The sequence below is a fragment of the Leptolyngbya sp. NIES-2104 genome (genome assembly GCF_001485215.1).
Classification (GTDB): Bacteria; Cyanobacteriota; Cyanobacteriia; order Leptolyngbyales; family Leptolyngbyaceae; genus Leptolyngbya.
In genome coordinates, this window is sequence record NZ_BBWW01000001.1 from 438,632 (window position 1) to 455,404 (window position 16,773).

Here is a 16,773-nt window from a genome sequence, read left to right on the forward strand (position 1 = left end):
TAGTGCTAATGCACCAATTTTCCTAGTAAAGATGCGGCAATTTGATTCAGCTATTGATCATCTTAAATCGTCAGTCGATTCAGATCAAAAACCTCATCTTTTCTATCATCATGATAACGGTCAGCTTTGGATTGGAGACGCGGTGGAATGGCTGAAATCACTCCCTTCTGAGTCGATCGATTTAGTGTTTTCCGACCCTCCCTATAACTTGAAAAAAGCCGAGTGGGATACATTTGAATCACAGCGATCGTATGTTGAATGGTCGATGCAATGGATCGAACAAGTAGCGCGAATTCTCAAGCCAACCGGAACGTTTTATATCTGCGGCTTTTCAGAGATTTTGGCAGACTTAAAACTTCCCGCTTCTCAATTTTTTCAAGGCTGCCGCTGGCTGATTTGGCACTACAAAAACAAAGCCAACTTATCGAATGATTGGGGTCGATCGCACGAAAGCATTTTGCACTTTCGTAAAACCAAAAAATTTACTCTTTCTGTTGAGAACATTCGCACTCGTTACAACGATCACACGCTAAAGTATCCCGAACATCCGCAAGCCTTAACAAGTCACTACGGCAACGGAAAATCAAAACTTTGGCATCCTCATCCAAAAGGTGCCAAACCGCGTGATGTGATCGAGATTCCAACGACTTGCAACGGAATGAACGAGAAAACGCCGCATCCGACTCAAAAACCTGAAGAATTAATCCGAAAATTTGTTCTCGCTTCTTCACATCGGGGCGATCGCATTCTCGATCCCTTCATCGGCTCTGGAACGACTGCCGTCGTCGCTGAACAACTCGGACGAAAATGGCTTGGTTGCGATCGACACTCCGAATACTTAACTTGGGCAATTCCTCGAATCGAATCTGCTGACCACCGCAGCGACGAAGACTGGTTTTGGCACGATCGCGATCGCGAATCCCGCCGCTCAAAAAACCGCGAAACATCCTAATCTTGTATTGACGATCGCCCCACTGCCGTATATCTTTTTCAGGCAACGACCCAAGGAGTTTTTGTGAGCATACTCATCGCCATTCTCGGAAGCACTGTCGGATTCGTTTTGCTGGTGATGTTGCTGCTTGAAGCGCAATACTGGCAGCGTCCCACCAATACGCTAGAACTCAATTCCGGTAAGTGGGAACTTGCCGTCTACGAACCGCAACGATACGTATTAGTTGGGCAACTCGAACTGCACAATCTCACCCGCCGATTGGAGGTGATGTCTCCCGAAGTTCATGCAGAAGTGAAATTGCTTTCCGGTGGCAGTCTTGACGGCATCACAATCAAAACCCGCATGATTCCCCGATACAAAGATGCGGAAGTCCGAGAAGACAACTACTGGGAAGCGCGAGTCGTCAAAAGTCAGGCACACGATCCGATCGAAGCGATCGTCGAAATCGAAGGTCCAAATCTCAGTGAATTGAAAGTCGCTTGGATCAAGCTGCACTACGTAGCGTACGGTTCTCAAGGTTGGAAACCTAAAGCTCGTCACGTGATGGTGCCGCTGAAGTTTCCCTCGATCGACGAATCGAAACGCTGGCGACCCGCGACGAATGCCGATGTGCTCCCGATCAAAACTCACTTGCTCACTCAGCTAGACGATCCGGTCAGCGTGGTAAAACGCTACGTCATGCCCCACGCGCAACCGGGCGATATTGTGACAATTGGGGAATCTCCGCTTGCAATTATGCAAGGGCGGTATCGCGATCCCCGTGATATCAAACCTGGCTGGCTAGCGACTCGACTCTGCTACATGTTTTTTCCCACTTCTAGTTTGGCGACCGCTTGCGGAATGCAGACTTTAATCGATGCTGAAGGATCATTCCGGGTGTTGGGCGCGTTTATCGTTGGCTCGATCGCGAAACTCTTCGGGCGAAAAGGAGTCTTCTATCAACTCGCAGGCGACCAAGCCCGACTGATCGACGACGTGACCGGAACCATTCCGCCGTATGACCAATTCATCGTTCTAGGACCTGCAAACTCTCAGGAAGTCGTCGATCAAATTCAACGAGAAACTGGACTTTCTGCGGCAATTGTCGATGTCAATGACTTAAAAGCCGTTAAAATACTAGCAGCGTCTTCAGGTGTCTCGACGGCATTGCTCAAGCAGGCACTCATTACGAACCCCGCAGGCAACGCCAACGAACAGACCCCTGTGGTTCTCATTCGACCCACTGACGCGACTCAAAAACCATCTGCTGTTGGGCTGCAATCGGTCAATCAACCTTAAACGAATACCCCTTAAGGTTGACCCCAAAGCCGTCGCTCAATTCGTACTCTGGGGTTGAACTGCTGCTTTCATCACTATGCCTCGCCTCCAACCGACTTCTAACGCTCTCGTCCGTCCCGTACAATACCGGGATCTCGATGCGATCGACCAACTGACGCAGCAATCGCCAGACCTCGAATTGCCGCACTGTTCTACCGTTCGCGAAAAGAGCGTCTCGATTCGTCACTGGTTTGGCGTGATGAAGCTTCTGAACCTGCTCCCGAATCCCGTTCAAAATCTGCCTTGTGTCCATGTTGCTGAAGTGAATCAGCGGATTCAAGGCATGATTCAGGTGTCGCCGTTCAACCGCACTCGCAGCACTTGGAGAGTTGATCGTGTGGTAGTCGCTCCTACGATCGTTGAAGAGGACACCGAAACCCAAGTTTTAACCAAAGTCGATCTCGGCTCACTCTTGATTCGTTTCTGCCTCGAACGCATTTGGCAAGCGCGAACCTGGGTACTCGAAATCGATGTCAATGATAAAGCCGCGCTGGATCTATACCGTCACAACGGATTTCAGCCTTTGGCAAATATGACCTACTGGGCAGTTTCCTCTGAGCAGCTTCAAGAACTCGCAGAACGAGAGCCAGATCTACCGAACCTGCTCCCGGTAAGTAATGCAGATGCTCAATTACTCTATCAACTCGACACAATGGCAATGCCGCCATTGGTGCGTCAAGTGTTCGATCGACACGTTCAAGATTTCAAAACGAGCGTGTTCGGCAGTCTGATGGAATGGGCAAAACAAGTCTTCACCCGTACTGAAGTTGTGAGCGGATACGTTTTTGAACCGCAACGAAAAGCCGCGATCGGATATTTTCAACTGCATCTTTGCCGCGATGGTTCTCAACCGCATACTGCCCATCTCACGGTGAATCCTGCCTACACTTGGCTCTATCCTGAACTAATGGCGCAAATGGCGCGAATCATGCAGGATCTCCCCGCCCAATCCTTGCAAATGGCATCGCCGGATTATCAACCGGAACGCGAGGCATATCTTGACAGCATCGGAGCCGATCGCATCGGTCACACGCTCTTGATGTCTCGTTCGGTTTGGCACAAAGTCCGGGAAACGAAATCGATCGCAGAAAGTCTGCAACTCGCGGAAATGCTGCAAAACCTCCAGCCCGCTCGTAAACCCGTACCGGGACGGATTTCGATGCTCAAATCTGTGAAACTTCCTGCACCCGATCAAAAGCCGCAAGAAGCGGACAAGCCGAGTGTCCAGGAATTGATGAAAGCGGCATCGCAAGAACCCCCCAGCGAAGATCCTTGCTGCTAATGGAAAGAGTCGCGGCACTGGGGCTAGATGTGGGAAAAAAACGCATCGGCGTTGCAGGCTGTGACGGAACTGGATTAATCGCAACGGGACTCACCACCATTACGCGCAAATCCTATCCGCAGACGATCGAAGAACTGCGTCAAATCGTGCACGATCGCAATGTCGATCTGCTCGTGATTGGGTTGCCATATTCAATGGATGGCTCGATCGGAAAACAAGCGATTCATGTTCAGAAATTTGGGGAAACGATTTCCAAAGCGTTATCGTTACCGATCGAATATGTAGACGAGCGCTTAACGAGCTATCAGGCAGAACAATCCATGATCGCGGAACGGATTTCGCTGCGGGACAACAAGGGAATGATCGATCGTAAAGCGGCGGCTGTAATTCTCCAGCAATGGCTTGATGAACGACGAGCGAAACGGAATGTCGATCGTCTTCCGAATTCTAATTAACACGATCGCGAACAGATGCACATTCCAAGGATGTTCTTGACTCTGCTCACAAAATCGATTAGTCTCTCAAATTAAGCAATCAGTTATTCCGTTGCTTGTGCGTCCCAAAGACTGAATCTGCCGCTGCCCAAAGTTGCGCCAACAACGATGAGCAGCTAACCATCCAAGACTGCGGTAACAGTCCAGGAGGCTAACGTAGGATGATAGCATCTGAAGTAGCCACCTCGATTTGCTATGGATTGGGGTGGCTTTGGTTTTTGGGCTTTCTTCCCTTACTCAAATTAGAGAAAAGCCCATGAATATGAACATCCAGGAGTTTCTGGAGCGTTTCGAGTCGAATCGCGACGCTGAAAAGCTCCAGCACGTTTTGATTGGTACATCTGAAGGGATTCAAGAAGCAAAACAAACGCTACACGCCTTGAGGTATGCCACGATCGATTTATGGAGTCCGATGATTCCGATGCCGGGGACGAGTGTTTATCTCAGTGTGCTAACGCGCTATCGATCGAACTCTTAATCGAGGGAGCGATCGCGCTAATTGTCGAAGCGCGATCGCTCCTAGCAGTTTAACGTCGGTATAATTCCCTTATTGATCGCTTCTTCCCATGAACATCACTATCACCCCCACCGCCGAAGCCCTAATTCGGCAACTAATCGAATTAGGTCATGACAATCCAGAAACCATCATCGAACAAGCTCTGCAAGACTTTTATCGTCAACAACTGATCGATACCTCGATCGGGTTTCCTGATCTCACTGAATCAGAAATCATCCAAGACAACGAACATCGTTGGCAAACCTTCCAGCAAAACCCTAACGGCATTGCTCAAACTCAAGTCGAAACTTGGTTTGCCGATCGTAGAAAGTCATCCTGATTTGTATGTTTGAAGTGATCTGGTTGCCAGTTGCACTGGATGATTTGGATAGACAATTTGACTTTTTGAATGAGAAGAATGCTGATGCTGCTGATCGGGCTGTTCGCGCCATCCTCAATGCAAGTGCCAGCCTCTCTAATGCACCCGAACGAGGACTCCTCATTCCCAACACTGACCAGCGCAAACTTCGAGTTTTCTTTGGCAAGTATGGCTATATGCTTTACTACCGGATTGAAAATCAACAAGTCTTTATCTTGCGAGTTCATCATGGACGCGAACAGCGCTTGTAAGTTTCCATAGCCTCTAATCGAGTTGGGTGATTCCGATGCCGGGAACGAGTGTGTATCTCAGTGTGCTGACGCGCTATCGATCGAACTCTTAATCAAGTGAGGCAGCGATCGACCTTCTGCAATTTCTTGTTTTGCTTTTCGCGCCGCATTAACTAAATTACCTTGCGTCCGATTGAATGAGGCTTCCCACCGCTTCTCATCTTCTAAATCAGCAATATATCCTCGCAGATGATCTGCAACTTTTTCCTGCAAGTCATCCGGTAGAGATTCAACCATCTTTACGATCGTGGTAATAACAGCAGACATAAGTTTCTCAACTGTAATCGTTCGTTAGCCTTATTCTAATTGCCAGCACTTACTGGCTCACTTGCTCTACGTTTCCAGCCCGAATCCAGCCTTCTTGCCCATTGCTGAGTCGAATTTTCTGCCAAGTCTTATCAGCATTCGTCTCTAAGACCGTCACACGATCGTTAAAATCAACCCCACCGATGGAGGCTCCTTCACTCCCTGGAGCATCCCGAACCACAAGCCCGATCGATTGCGTCACTCGCGCCGGAAATGCGCCCGGTGGCAGCGGTTTTGTAGCAGTATCCGGAGTTGCATCTGGTTTAGCTGCCGCAGGCTTTGCAGCGGGTTTTGGTGCAGGTTTCGTCGGCGTATCGTTTGGGAAAGTTGGCTTCGGTGGCAGGACTGCAAGACGTGCCATCATCACCCGCGCCGCCACGACACCTCCAGCGGCAAGGAGCGCGATCGCGAACAACACACCCAACACAAATTTAAGAACGGAAGACCAACGCATAGAAGTCGCCTGTGGACGAGATCGCCCAGATTTTAACACTTGATTTAACTATTGTCCGAGTTCTTTCGATCGCTGAACTGCCGCCTTGACCGCTTGGATAAATGCCGATCGCACGCCTGATTTTTCGAGTTCAGCAATTCCCGCGATCGTGGTTCCGCCCGGACTCGTCACCCGATCTTTCAATTCACCCGGATGAATCTCTGACTCTTGTAGAAGTTGAGCAGTTCCTTTCACGGTTTGAATTGCCAATTTGAGCGCGATCGCTCTCGGTAATCCCGCTGCAACTCCCCCATCTGCAAGGGCTTCAATGACGATCGCAATATAGCCCGGTCCCGATCCCGATAATCCTGTAACGGCATCTAACATCGATTCGGGCACTTCCACGACTTCGCCCACGGTTCCGAGAATCTTTTTCGCCTGCTCAATGTGATGCGGTTGAGCGTGTTGACCCGGTGCGATCGCAGTAATTCCCGCTCCGACTGCGGCGGGTGTATTTGGCATTGCTCGAATGACAGGTGCACCGGGAAACGCGGCTTCTAATTGTGCGATCGGCGTTCCTGCCAGAATCGAAATCACCAAGGCAGAAATCTTTTCACCTGCAAACTCTTGAGCAATTTGCGGAAAGACTTGCGGCTTAATTGCTAACAAAATCACCTCTGAATCGATCGCTTGGCGATTCTGGTCAGTGACTTGAATTTGATACTGTTGTGCCAAAAAATCTTGGCGCGATCGATTCGGTTCACTCACGACGATCGCGCTCGGCTCAAACACGTTCTGAGCAACAAGGCGGGACAAGAGAGCTTCTCCCATCATCCCGCCGCCAATCATGCCAAATTGTTTAGCCAATCTATCATCCTCGATCGTGGAAAAAGGGTTCGAGATCTCACTATCTGTCACCCTTGATTCGTTCTAACCTTGAACGGCTCTCGGTTCTGCGCCCCAAGCGGGAGTCGGAGCAGCGGCACGAGGACGAGCAGCGGGCGCGGGTTGCGGCACTTCATTTAACACGCCTGCTTGAGTGCTCACTTGCACACAGCTTGGAGTGAAGAGAAAAATGCTTTCGCCGATGCGCTCTTGATGACCATCGATCGCATAGGTTCCACCCGCGACGAAATCCACAGCGCGTTGTGCTTGATCCGGGTCCATGATCGTCAGATTCAACACCACCGATTTACGCTCACGTAACGCTTGAATCACCTGGGGCATTTCTTCAAACGTGCGAGGTTCGACGACCACGACTTCCGAAATTCCGTTTGCTGCACCCGGCATTCCAATCACGTTATTCATACCTGCTCCTACACCAGTTGTTTCAGTTCCAATTCCGACCGCCCGATCGCGAAAACGATTTGTGCGACGCGCCCGGTTTTCTTCTTCATTCACAGCTACTGGAGCCGCAGGAGCCGCCTCTTCTTGTTGATAGAGTGCTTGATACTCTTGCCCATCCATTTCGTCGTATTCGTATTCGTATTCGACGGGTTCATTCAATCCGACGAAATCCCGTAATTTACTAAAGATACTCACTGTTCACGCTCCATCCGAATAAGCTCAATTTTGCTGGAAAGTCACGGTCAAATCATTGAGAGTAGCAGAGCCACCGCTGATAGGTTTGATCACTGGCGCTTAATGCTAAGCTGCTTTGCCGGGTGTCGGCAAATTCCATTCTGTGGTTTGACAGCTTAGAAAGTTCTTAATACTGCCGCACAAATAACGAATTGAAGAATCAGTATACATCCAGCGATCGAACTTGAATACATTTTTTGAAGGTTTTTAGTCTCCGCGTGCATTGTATCGGTAGTTTTGAAAGTTGGATCAATTTTTTGCAAATTTCTTTTAATTTTGTTGCAATTCGGTAAGGAAGCGAGTTCTAGCCGCTGGAAAATGTTGCGATCGCTCGATAATTTTCCGAGTCACAGGCAATTTTGGCAGTGAAGAAACAATCGCAATTTAATAGAATTCCGGCGTACATTTCTTGCGATAGAATGCGGGGACGACCGGGGATAAAAGTAATCTCTCTCGTCTTAAGTTTCAGCATTCAGCGCGATACTTAAGTAACGATTTTTACAAGCCAAAGAGACAAAGACGCGACTAAAAATCGACCGCGTTTCGCACTGGAGTATCTACACTACCACTATTTTCTAAACCTGCCGCAATTTTTAAGATCTTGCACCAAAGAGAACGCGCCCCGGTCGAATCATCGTTGCGCCTGCTTGAATCGCGATCGCGTAATCATCGGACATTCCCATCGACATCTGATCCACCAGAAGACAGCTCTGCGATCGAATCTTTTCGCCTAATTCTTTTGCCTGCTGGAAGAGTTCTAACGTTTCCGCAGATTCAAGATCGATCGGTGGAATAACCATCAATCCACGAATCTGCAAATTGTTCAAACGTTCAAGCTGCGGGATTGCCTCCCAAAGTTCTGAGACTGAGAATCCTGCCTTATTTGGATCAGTTCGGAGCTTGACTTGCAGACAAATTTGCGGTTTGCGACTTCTTTCGCCTGCCAATCGATCGAGTCGTTGCGCCAGCTTCAAACTATCGACTGACTGAATCCAATCAAAAAGCTCGATCGCTCTTTGCGCTTTATTACTCTGCAAATGCCCGATGAAATGCCACGTCACATCGGTTAAATCCTGCAATTCTGCCCGTTTTGTTTCTGCTTCCTGAATGCGATTCTCACCAAAATCGCGAATCCCAGCCGCATAAGCCGCTCTCATCGCTTCGACTGAAACCGTTTTTGTCACCGCAATAATTCGGACAGTCGAGGGAATCTTGGCGCAGAACTGAGCAATATGGTCTTGAAGCGTGACGATCATTGGAATGTGTTTTGGTGGACTTTCTGAAGTTGATCGTACTCCTTGTACATTCCCGATCGACGCAACATTCTCATCCGATTTTCGACTAGAACCTTGGCATCAGTTCGCCCGATCGGTTCAAATTCCAAACCGTCAGCGCCCTGAAATACGACAAAAAATAACCGTTGCGCGTAGAGTGTACTGAATAATTCTCGATTTTCTTCAACCAAACACACCCGAAACAGTAACCCAAATGTAGGGTGGTTCAAATAATTCTCAGTATCCATTTACCATCCATCAGGAAGAGAGTAAGCGCACGATTCAGGATAATTCAATATCAATAGGATTTTACAAATTGTAATCATCAACGGTATCACGATGTCCGTCTTTGTAGTGAATTGTGTCAATTCTATCTAGGGAAATTTTGCAACTGCGAGGGTGGCAGAATCTAGAGTTGCTGAACTTGCCAAATTTCAATGAAGAGCGATGTCTGAAATCATCTTAATTGCTGCGATCGCACAAACAAACGGTGTGATCGGCGATCGAGGCAAATTACCATGGTCAATTCCGGAGGATCTCAAACGCTTTCGGCAACTGACGCTGAATCATACTGTCATTATGGGGCGCAAAACGTGGGAGTTTGATTTACAAAAACGCCCGCTAAATCAGAGGACGAACGTTATCGTTTCCTCACAATCACTCACGTCTAATCTGCCGAATGTGGAATTTGTGCGATCGCTGTCCGAAGCCTTCGATCGTTCTGATGAAAAATTGTTCGTAATGGGTGGCGCTTCGATTTACCGTCAGGCGTTGGAATTTGTCGATCGAATGGAATTAACGATCGTCGAAGGCGATTACAACGGCGATGTATATTTTCTGGAATGGCGCGATCGTCTAGATGAATTCCAATTGGTTCGATCGGAACAACGAAATGGATATCGATTTGAAACGTATTGTCGTTGATTGCGCCACAAAAAACCCGATCGTGATGATGCGATCGGGTTAAATAATCAGAAATAATTCAATCCTAACGAATGTATTCTTTCAGAACACTATTGCGATTCGGGTGGCGCAGTTTCCGTAGTGCCTTCGCCTCGATTTGACGAATCCGCTCACGAGTCACATTGAAGATTTGTCCGATCTCTTCGAGGGTCTTCATCCGACCATCATCCAAACCGTAGCGCAACCGCAACACATCTTTTTCACGAGGGCTGAGCGTTGCTAAAACACCTTCAAGGTCTTCCCGCAGAAGATTCTTAGAAACTTGATCTTCTGGCGTTTCACCATCAGATTCGATAAAGTCACCCAAGCGAGAATCTTCTTCTTTCCCGATCGGCGTTTCCAACGAAATTGGCAACTGAGCAGACTTCGCAATAAAACGAAGCTTCTCGATCGTCATTTCCATCCGAGTTGCAATCTCTTCTTCAGTCGGCTTGCGTCCCATTTCTTGAGACAACAGTTTCGTTGTCTTCTTGATGCGGGAAATGGTTTCATACAAGTGAACCGGAAGGCGAATCGTTCTCGATTGGTCCGCGATCGCTCTGGTGATCGCCTGACGAATCCACCAGGTTGCATAAGTTGAGAACTTGTAGCCTTTTTCGTGGTCGAACTTTTCAGCCGCCCGAATCAGACCCAAGCTACCTTCTTGGATCAAATCTTGGAAGGACAGACCGCGATTCATGTATTTTTTCGCGATCGACACCACCAATCGCAGGTTCGACTGCACCATTTTGTCTTTTGCCCGCCGCCCTAAATGCAAACGGTGACGGAACTGCGTTAGAGGCATCTTCACCTCATTTGCCCAATCTGCGTCTGTAGGTTCGCGATCGAGCTTGTCCGCTAACTTGAACCGAATCCGTTCTAGCTCCAGCAAGTCTGCAATTTTTCGTGCAAGTTCGATTTCTTCATCTGCACGAAGCAGACGAATTCGACCAATTTCTTGCAGGTACAACCGAATCGAGTCTTCGGTGTAGTGCTTCTTCTTCGCTTGAGTCCGGCGACGAGTTGCACGCCCCTTACCGGGTTTCCCCTCTTCGTCATCCTCCGCTGGATCGTCTGAGTCGTCCAGGTCGTCGAGTTCTAGCTCAACTTCTAGAGCTTCTGAAGGGTCGAATTCTTCAACAAGTAAGTCTTTGGCTTGGGTCATGCCGCGTTCCTCATGCTCCTTAAGTAATGAAGTAAAATGTCCCAGCACTGAAAACAGATGTTGGTCGCTGCGATGCAGTCTGGCTGATTCAGGAGATTGGACTACGAACATTGACAGGCTCGCACTCCTCCACTGGATTCAGCAGAGCGATCGTGAAAATGATCATTTCAAATTAGCGGCTGCCCCAACGTTCCGGGGAAATACGGTTGGCAGATGCTGAATTTCTGAGATCATTATTTCTAAATGATTGGAATGTCTCCCCGATTGTAGCCTTTCTCACAAAAGTTGCACCCTTTTTCTGATTTCTTTATGGAATCAATTAGGGCAAATCTACTGTAACTAGCATTCACGTTGCCATTCCGATGTGCGCTATCTGTGTGATCGCGCAGCTATCCAGTTTGTACAGTGATTTGATTTAGTCAGGGGACGATTGTGAGCAATCAAGACCTTCAATCTGATTCAAATCTATCGCAAAATTCTGGTGTGATCCACGCTTGTTTCTCTCTGCCACCCCCAAAAGTGATAGATATTTTCGTCGTTCTGTTGATAACGGTAGCCCAAATTTGTGGATGTGACGCAAACTGCTGATTAGCTTCGTTAATAAGATGCGAGTTCGCAAATCAGCCTCAAATTGCAATGAACACAGCACATTCGACTGCATTTCTCCACCTTAACCCAACGATAAACATCAATTATTAAGCGTTGGAAACTGCAAAACTAAGCGCTCGAAACAATCAGCTCTACTTATTACACTTAACAAGGAATTAAGAAACTCTGTCTTCTGGTAGATGCTGGAAATTGTCAGGAGTTTTTAACGAAATTTTAAGTTTGCTGGCAGTATTGACGCGCTGAGGCAGAGTGAATTAAAGAAAATAGAACATCTGGACTCAGCGGCTTGACTAGAAAGCCATCGACATCGGGATGCTGGTCTTGATGTAGCCAGCTTGGAGAATCTGTTTCGGTGACAATGACCAAAGTCATGCGATCGGCATTTGCGATCGTTCTGAGTTTGTGAATCGTTGCTTCAGAGCGAAGATGTTCTTGCAGAATGACGAGACACGGCGGGTTCTGGCTGACGCGATCGAGGGCTTGGTCAGCGGTATCCACGATCTCTACGTCGAATGCAATTTGCTGGAGTAAGGATTCCAACCCCTGCAATTCTTCGATTTGTGGAGCTAAAAGTAGGATGTAAGTGGACGGCGGAAAGACCATGACGAAAGTACCAATCTGAGTCTTAATATAGCGACTGTCCAATTCGTATTTTCGATGATCAAATTCGCTGAAATTCTCTTGATGCTTAGGTTTTCATCTTTAATTGCTGGTTTTTATGCTTCGGTATTTCTTAGCTTTTAAGCTTTTAGAAATACTTCTCGTAAACTTTTTCAGTTAAATCTTCAAGTTCCTTTGAAATAGTGCGCTGAGTGGAACGATATAGCGCGATCGTACTTCAGCAATCGATCGCAATTCGTCGCACGACACAAGGATTTGCCTTGTATTGGTGAACCTGAATACCTTCTTAATCAATCAATGATCGAGTTGTCGAAAAGCAATGCTTAATTACTGTAATTTAGGAAAAAATGCGGCTTTTTGCACGAAATCTCAACTCAAAATCAGGCAAATGACTACTGATTTCTTTTAGATTTCACCACGATTTTATTTAGTCATGAATATAGAACTCTTTTTGTTTAGATTTAAGCTTTTGTTCAATGTGTTGAAGCAACTCTTAAGCTGTTTCTAAATTTATCAAATCAGGCGAACAGACAGTTTTTTGAACACTTCTAATAAAACTCTCGTCCTTGGGGTGTAGCAAGTTCTGGATGTCCCGCCTCAATCAGAGCTTGATCGCGAATTCGACAAGAATCACATACCCCGCAAGGCTCTTTCCCGCCCTGATAGCATGACCAAGTTTTGTCGATCGGCACTGAGAGCGCGATCGCTCTTTTCACAATGTCAGTTTTAGAATCCATCACCAGCGGCGCGACTAACTTTGGTGCTTTCCCCTCTAATCCTGCTTTAGAAGACAACTGCGCCAAGGTTTGGAACGCAGCAAGATACTCTGGGCGGCAATCCGGGTAGCCCGAATAATCGACCGCATTGATTCCTAAATAGATGGCTTCTGCCGATCGCGCTTCTGCAAGAGAAAGCGCGATCGCAATAAACACAGTATTCCGCCCAGGCACATAAGTAATAGGAATCACATTAGCCTGAATCCCCTCGGTCGGAACCTCGATCGCTTGATCCGTCAACGCCGATCCGCCCCATAGCGCCAAATTCACATCAATGACGAAATGCTGCGAGAGATTGAAATGCTTTGCCAAAATTTGAGCGGCTTCGAGTTCTCGATCGTGCCGTTGACCATAGCGAAAGGAAAGTGCGATCACTTCATATCCATCAGAAATTGCTTGGGCGGTTGTGGTTGCAGAATCCAAACCACCAGAAAGAAGTACGATCGCTTTTGGCATAACAGCATCAATCCAGATAACACGACAATTACCGTACTGATTCTAGATGGGGAATAAGCAACTTTAGTCAGCCGCTAAAAATCTAGAATTTCACGAATTGTGTTTTTTAAGTCTGTGTCAGCAGGACGTTTTGCAAACTGCTCGTGACTGTAGATCCAGACCAAGCGAATTGTATAGGTCGATTCATTCACTAGATACATCAACCGGATTTGCCCTGAAGCACCTTTTGCAATCCGAAGCTCTAGCTTATGAAACGTCCAATCCTCTGGTAGCTGAATCTTACTTGGTAGCGGCTCATTGCGAGAATTGTTTGGGTATTGGTCATCAATCAAATTTTCTAAAGTCTCTGCAACAAGCTCAATCAGGGTATTCTTGTGAACTTTTGCCAACTTCTTGAAAGAACGCTTAAAGTTTTCAGACTCTTCAATCGAGAAGGGAATTGAGCCAGTCACTGACTTCTCCTTTCTGAATGCGCTTTGGAGAATCCGAAGCGATCGCGTCTTTCAAAACTTCGGACAGGACAGCTTGATAAGCGGGATGATCGCGCTCTATCAGATCAAGTTTTTGCTGACCTAGTGCTTTCATGTCTTCCAATGAAATAGGTTCTGTAGAGCTTGCTTGGGCAGGTAATCCTCTACGAGCCTTTTTCCAAGGAAACTCTCCGTAAGTCATATCGCTCAGTCGATAGGCTTGATAACTTCCAAAATAGCCCCAAACTTCTTCTAAAAGCTTCTTTTGTCCGGATGGAAGCCGCGATAAGGACTCTTTGCGAGGAATTGGAAGTTGCTTTGCCTCGAACTCGCAGTAAAGCCGGTATGCAGGAGGACAAACAGGTCCGTACCGCCATGCTTGAATTTCTTCTGAGAACAACGGTTCATCATAAAGCGCTAGGTGCAGACTCTGAGAATAGTACAAAAGCTTTTGTACCTTCATGTTGGTCATCTCAGCTTCAAGACCATCCTCATACGCTCTCATAATGAAATAATTTGCGGCGTTAAGGCAGTCAATCATAAGTCAGTGCACCACCTGAGCTAAACGCTTTCAAATATACGAAATATCGACCTAGCAGTTATTATAAGCGATCGCTTGATATAGTACAATAGTACCTAAATCATCAGTATTATCGAAAATATCCCAATCTTCGCCAGTATTGCTGCACTCGCGCTTCCCACTGCTGCCAATATTCATCGATCGCATTTGGTTCAAACCAGAAAATTTCGGCAGGCGTTTCCGGAATTGCAACGACCAGCAAGGCATGACAAAGGTTCAGGTTATAGTCTCGATATAGCTGGTTCGCTGCTCCACAATACGCCACTAACTGAAGTGGATAATCGTACAAGCGATCGACTGTTTTTTTCGGTCGATCGCTTGTTTTCCACTCACAGATACAAGGAACGCCTTCAAAGCTGGCAACACAATCCACGACTCCGGCATATCCGAGTTCATCGTGAATCACCACGCCTTCGACTAATCGAACTTGCTCGATCGTTTTTAAGACAGGTTCGACGCTTTCCCAGTAAGGACGAATCGACTCTGGACATTCGACTTCCTGACCTTGAAGGTATTTCTGAATATAGCGATGGGTTCCAGTTCCGCGCCGACTGGCGGTTTTAGTAATTTCTGCGGCTTGTTCGACTCCGATACGTTGTTGCCAGTTGAATAAGCGTTCTCGGTCTTCGCGGGGCTTCGTGGCATTGAGAATCGTCGTCACACTGGGAATACGATCGCCGTCCTCACTCATATAAAACTGCTTACCTGCTTCTCGAACCGATTTTGACGCATAGCGGGGCAGTTCAATCACCGTTTCTTTCCTCAAAAATTGTTGTCGATCGTACCTAAAAATCGAAGGATTGATCTGTTCAAATCTTAGGTTTCTCCAACCACTTTGGAAAGTGTCCTAAGTTCAGAAACTTCTTAAGGAACTGCGCGGTCACTGTTGAATATAAAGAGTAGATAACTGAGTGAAAAACCTGCATTTCATCCAAAAGAAAGAGAAGGAAAATCTCGATTTCTCTCGCAAGATGTAGGAACTTTTTACCCCACTCAATCATCTACTTAATTAACAGAAAGAAACACTCTCTCGCTTGGGAAACAGCTACCTATGTATAGCACGGTAAAATCTGGTTTGGCTCTGACTTTGGCACTCGGTACGATCGCAGGTGCAGCGGCTCCGATGGTAATGGTCGCACCTGCTTCGGCTCAATCTACTTTCTCTGATGTTGCCTCGAACAACTTCGCTGCTCCGTTCATTCAAGAACTCGCTTCACGTAACATTATTGCTGGATTTCCTGATGGCACATTTCGCCCAAACGATCCGGTAACTCGCGCCCAATTTGCTGCAATTCTGCTCAAAGCATTTCCAAATGCTCAGCGCGTTAATACTCCGATTAATTTCTCAGATGTCCCTAGCAATTATTGGGGATTTCAAGCGATTCAAAATGCTTACGCGACTGGATTCCTCGCTGGATTTCCTGGCGGAACATTTCGCCCGAATGACAACATTCCTCGCGCTCAAGCATTAGTTTCTCTGTCGAATGGTTTGAGATACACCGCTTCTCAACCTGCGGACACCGTACTTCAGGTTTACTCTGATGCTGCCAGCATTCCGAACTTTGCTCGGAACAGTATCGCTGCTGCAACCGAACGCCGGATCGTCGTGAACTACCCGGATGTTCAAACGCTCAATCCGAACCAGGTCGCAACTCGTGCGGATGTCGCTGCGTTTGTCTATCAATCCCTGGTCAGCACTGGACAAGTTGCCGCGATTCAATCGCCATTCATCGTCGGTCAGGCTCCAACCCAACCGCAAGCGATTAACATTCCGGCAGGAACCGCGATTCCACTTCGGTACGATCGAGCCGACCGAATCCTCCTTGCGAAGAACGAACCGCAACCCACTCCTATCACATTGACGGTTGCTCAAAACATCGTGACTTCTGACGGTACGGTTCTGATTCCTGCTGGCGCTCAAGTTGCCGGTCAGTTGACCGTAGCTCAAGGCGCAGCACAGTTCACCGCTTCTCAGTTGGTCTTGGCAAACGGTCAGCAAGTCGCGATCGCGGCAACTTCTGATCCGATCACGACGACTGAAACCGTTCGTCGCGGTGCGAATACTGGCACGATCCTTAAAGATGCTGCTCTAGGTAGCGCTGCGGCTGCGGGTGTTGCTGCTGTAACGGGCGATCGGAATATCCGAGCAGGTGAAGTTCTGATTGGAACGGGTGTCGGTGCGTTGGCTGGATTGATCTTCGGTGGCGATCGAGTTGATTTAATCTCGATTCGTCCAAATACAGATCTGAATGTCCGCCTCACCAATACGCTGACTTTACCGCGTAATTAGACTTACCCCTCACCCCAGCCTTCTCCCTAGGGAGAAGGGGCTAGGGGATGAGGGCGACAA

At 47.6% G+C, this 16,773-nt stretch carries 21 protein-coding genes; 9 read left to right on the forward strand and 12 right to left on the reverse strand.

The features are described 5' to 3' along the window. The first annotated feature begins 31 nt into the window (after positions 1 to 31). The 7 genes from NIES2104_RS02120 to NIES2104_RS02150 all read left to right on the forward strand — a co-directional run bounded on the left by NIES2104_RS02120 (position 32) and on the right by NIES2104_RS02150 (position 5,171). Positions 32 to 952, forward strand: a complete 921-nt coding sequence (locus tag NIES2104_RS02120; protein WP_058995304.1) for a site-specific DNA-methyltransferase — start codon at positions 32 to 34, stop codon at positions 950 to 952. 63 nt (positions 953 to 1,015) lie between these two features. Then, a complete protein-coding gene (locus NIES2104_RS02125) occupies positions 1,016 to 2,230 on the forward strand; it encodes a F420-0:Gamma-glutamyl ligase (protein WP_263970885.1) in 1,215 nt (404 codons plus the stop codon). 76 nt (positions 2,231 to 2,306) lie between these two features. After that, a complete protein-coding gene (locus NIES2104_RS02130; protein ID WP_058995306.1) occupies positions 2,307 to 3,551 on the forward strand; it encodes a GNAT family N-acetyltransferase in 1,245 nt (414 codons plus the stop codon). Continuing rightward, positions 3,551 to 4,006 (forward strand): Holliday junction resolvase RuvX, encoded by a 456-nt coding sequence (gene ruvX, locus NIES2104_RS02135; protein ID WP_058995307.1) that lies wholly within the window; start codon positions 3,551 to 3,553, stop codon positions 4,004 to 4,006. Before NIES2104_RS02130 ends, ruvX begins: the two co-directional genes overlap by 1 nt. 295 nt (positions 4,007 to 4,301) lie before the next feature. Further along, the gene (locus NIES2104_RS02140) at positions 4,302 to 4,523 is read left to right on the forward strand and encodes a hypothetical protein (RefSeq protein WP_156426845.1); all 222 of its coding nucleotides are present in this window, start codon (positions 4,302 to 4,304) and stop codon (positions 4,521 to 4,523) included. 88 nt (positions 4,524 to 4,611) lie between these two features. Continuing rightward, complete coding sequence (locus NIES2104_RS02145; protein ID WP_058995312.1) at positions 4,612 to 4,881, forward strand: hypothetical protein; 270 nt, start codon at positions 4,612 to 4,614, stop codon at positions 4,879 to 4,881. Between the two features lie 5 nt (positions 4,882 to 4,886). Then, a complete protein-coding gene (locus NIES2104_RS02150) occupies positions 4,887 to 5,171 on the forward strand; it encodes a type II toxin-antitoxin system RelE/ParE family toxin (protein WP_058995315.1) in 285 nt (94 codons plus the stop codon). A gap of 57 nt (positions 5,172 to 5,228) precedes the next feature. On the opposite strand, the gene NIES2104_RS02155 is transcribed toward NIES2104_RS02150, so the two are convergent. The 6 genes from NIES2104_RS02155 to pipX form a co-directional block, all read right to left on the reverse strand. After that, on the reverse strand, positions 5,229 to 5,477 hold the full coding sequence (locus tag NIES2104_RS02155; protein ID WP_058995317.1) for a hypothetical protein: 249 nt from the start codon (positions 5,475 to 5,477) through the stop codon (positions 5,229 to 5,231). 49 nt (positions 5,478 to 5,526) lie between these two features. Next, the gene (locus tag NIES2104_RS02160) at positions 5,527 to 5,970 is read right to left on the reverse strand and encodes an SH3 domain-containing protein (protein WP_058995319.1); all 444 of its coding nucleotides are present in this window, start codon (positions 5,968 to 5,970) and stop codon (positions 5,527 to 5,529) included. A 48-nt stretch (positions 5,971 to 6,018) separates the two neighbouring features. Then, a complete protein-coding gene (proC, locus tag NIES2104_RS02165) occupies positions 6,019 to 6,816 on the reverse strand; it encodes a pyrroline-5-carboxylate reductase (RefSeq protein ID WP_156426846.1) in 798 nt (265 codons plus the stop codon). Between the two features lie 63 nt (positions 6,817 to 6,879). After that, positions 6,880 to 7,491, reverse strand: coding sequence for a cell division protein SepF (locus NIES2104_RS02170; RefSeq protein ID WP_058995321.1), 612 nt, complete (start codon positions 7,489 to 7,491; stop codon positions 6,880 to 6,882). A 632-nt stretch (positions 7,492 to 8,123) separates the two neighbouring features. Further along, on the reverse strand, positions 8,124 to 8,786 hold the full coding sequence (locus NIES2104_RS02175; protein ID WP_058995323.1) for a YggS family pyridoxal phosphate-dependent enzyme: 663 nt from the start codon (positions 8,784 to 8,786) through the stop codon (positions 8,124 to 8,126). Next, entirely contained in the window at positions 8,783 to 9,052 is a 270-nt protein-coding gene (gene pipX, locus NIES2104_RS02180; protein ID WP_058995324.1) for a transcriptional coactivator PipX, read from the reverse strand. The genes NIES2104_RS02175 and pipX overlap by 4 nt, the downstream gene beginning before the upstream one ends. 199 nt (positions 9,053 to 9,251) lie before the next feature. Here pipX and NIES2104_RS02185 point away from each other — a divergent pair, with 199 nt between their 5' ends. Then, a complete protein-coding gene (locus tag NIES2104_RS02185; RefSeq protein WP_058995326.1) occupies positions 9,252 to 9,728 on the forward strand; it encodes a dihydrofolate reductase in 477 nt (158 codons plus the stop codon). Positions 9,729 to 9,792: 64 nt separating this feature from the next. Here NIES2104_RS02185 and rpoD read toward each other — a convergent pair whose 3' ends face one another. The 6 genes from rpoD to NIES2104_RS02215 form a co-directional block, all read right to left on the reverse strand. Next, on the reverse strand, positions 9,793 to 10,911 hold the full coding sequence (rpoD, locus tag NIES2104_RS02190) for an RNA polymerase sigma factor RpoD (RefSeq protein ID WP_059001520.1): 1,119 nt from the start codon (positions 10,909 to 10,911) through the stop codon (positions 9,793 to 9,795). Positions 10,912 to 11,733: 822 nt separating this feature from the next. Next, positions 11,734 to 12,123 carry a two-component system response regulator gene (locus NIES2104_RS02195; RefSeq protein WP_058995328.1) on the reverse strand — a complete coding sequence of 130 codons (390 nt, stop codon included), beginning with the start codon at positions 12,121 to 12,123 and terminating at the stop codon, positions 11,734 to 11,736. A 566-nt stretch (positions 12,124 to 12,689) separates the two neighbouring features. Beyond that, on the reverse strand, positions 12,690 to 13,373 hold the full coding sequence (gene queC / locus NIES2104_RS02200) for a 7-cyano-7-deazaguanine synthase QueC (protein ID WP_058995330.1): 684 nt from the start codon (positions 13,371 to 13,373) through the stop codon (positions 12,690 to 12,692). A gap of 74 nt (positions 13,374 to 13,447) precedes the next feature. Next, positions 13,448 to 13,825, reverse strand: a complete 378-nt coding sequence (locus NIES2104_RS02205) for a hypothetical protein (RefSeq protein WP_058995331.1) — start codon at positions 13,823 to 13,825, stop codon at positions 13,448 to 13,450. Next, positions 13,797 to 14,384, reverse strand: coding sequence for a Panacea domain-containing protein (locus NIES2104_RS02210; RefSeq protein ID WP_058995332.1), 588 nt, complete (start codon positions 14,382 to 14,384; stop codon positions 13,797 to 13,799). The genes NIES2104_RS02205 and NIES2104_RS02210 overlap by 29 nt, the downstream gene beginning before the upstream one ends. A 109-nt stretch (positions 14,385 to 14,493) precedes the next feature. Then, on the reverse strand, positions 14,494 to 15,174 hold the full coding sequence (locus tag NIES2104_RS02215) for a PD-(D/E)XK nuclease family protein (protein WP_202815023.1): 681 nt from the start codon (positions 15,172 to 15,174) through the stop codon (positions 14,494 to 14,496). Positions 15,175 to 15,474: 300 nt separating this feature from the next. On the opposite strand from NIES2104_RS02215, the gene NIES2104_RS02225 reads away from it, so the two are divergent. Beyond that, entirely contained in the window at positions 15,475 to 16,713 is a 1,239-nt protein-coding gene (locus NIES2104_RS02225; RefSeq protein WP_058995338.1) for an S-layer homology domain-containing protein, read from the forward strand. Positions 16,714 to 16,773: the final 60 nt, after the last annotated feature.

Bases quoted from the DNA above. Each gene is read 5' to 3' on its own strand.
- NIES2104_RS02120 (WP_058995304.1), top strand. From the start codon at position 32: ATGCGGCAATTTGATTCAGCTATTGATCATCTTAAATCGTCAGTCGAT.
- NIES2104_RS02130 (WP_058995306.1), top strand. From the start codon at position 2,307: ATGCCTCGCCTCCAACCGACTTCTAACGCTCTCGTCCGTCCCGTACAA.
- ruvX (WP_058995307.1), top strand. From the start codon at position 3,551: ATGGAAAGAGTCGCGGCACTGGGGCTAGATGTGGGAAAAAAACGCATC.
- NIES2104_RS02140 (WP_156426845.1), top strand. From the start codon at position 4,302: ATGAATATGAACATCCAGGAGTTTCTGGAGCGTTTCGAGTCGAATCGC.
- NIES2104_RS02145 (WP_058995312.1), top strand. From the start codon at position 4,612: ATGAACATCACTATCACCCCCACCGCCGAAGCCCTAATTCGGCAACTA.
- NIES2104_RS02150 (WP_058995315.1), top strand. From the start codon at position 4,887: ATGTTTGAAGTGATCTGGTTGCCAGTTGCACTGGATGATTTGGATAGA.
- NIES2104_RS02155 (WP_058995317.1), bottom strand. From the start codon at position 5,477: ATGTCTGCTGTTATTACCACGATCGTAAAGATGGTTGAATCTCTACCG.
- NIES2104_RS02160 (WP_058995319.1), bottom strand. From the start codon at position 5,970: ATGCGTTGGTCTTCCGTTCTTAAATTTGTGTTGGGTGTGTTGTTCGCG.
- NIES2104_RS02175 (WP_058995323.1), bottom strand. From the start codon at position 8,786: ATGATCGTCACGCTTCAAGACCATATTGCTCAGTTCTGCGCCAAGATT.
- pipX (WP_058995324.1), bottom strand. From the start codon at position 9,052: ATGGATACTGAGAATTATTTGAACCACCCTACATTTGGGTTACTGTTT.
- NIES2104_RS02185 (WP_058995326.1), top strand. From the start codon at position 9,252: ATGTCTGAAATCATCTTAATTGCTGCGATCGCACAAACAAACGGTGTG.
- rpoD (WP_059001520.1), bottom strand. From the start codon at position 10,911: ATGACCCAAGCCAAAGACTTACTTGTTGAAGAATTCGACCCTTCAGAA.
- NIES2104_RS02195 (WP_058995328.1), bottom strand. From the start codon at position 12,123: ATGGTCTTTCCGCCGTCCACTTACATCCTACTTTTAGCTCCACAAATC.
- queC (WP_058995330.1), bottom strand. From the start codon at position 13,373: ATGCCAAAAGCGATCGTACTTCTTTCTGGTGGTTTGGATTCTGCAACC.
- NIES2104_RS02210 (WP_058995332.1), bottom strand. From the start codon at position 14,384: ATGATTGACTGCCTTAACGCCGCAAATTATTTCATTATGAGAGCGTAT.
- NIES2104_RS02225 (WP_058995338.1), top strand. From the start codon at position 15,475: ATGTATAGCACGGTAAAATCTGGTTTGGCTCTGACTTTGGCACTCGGT.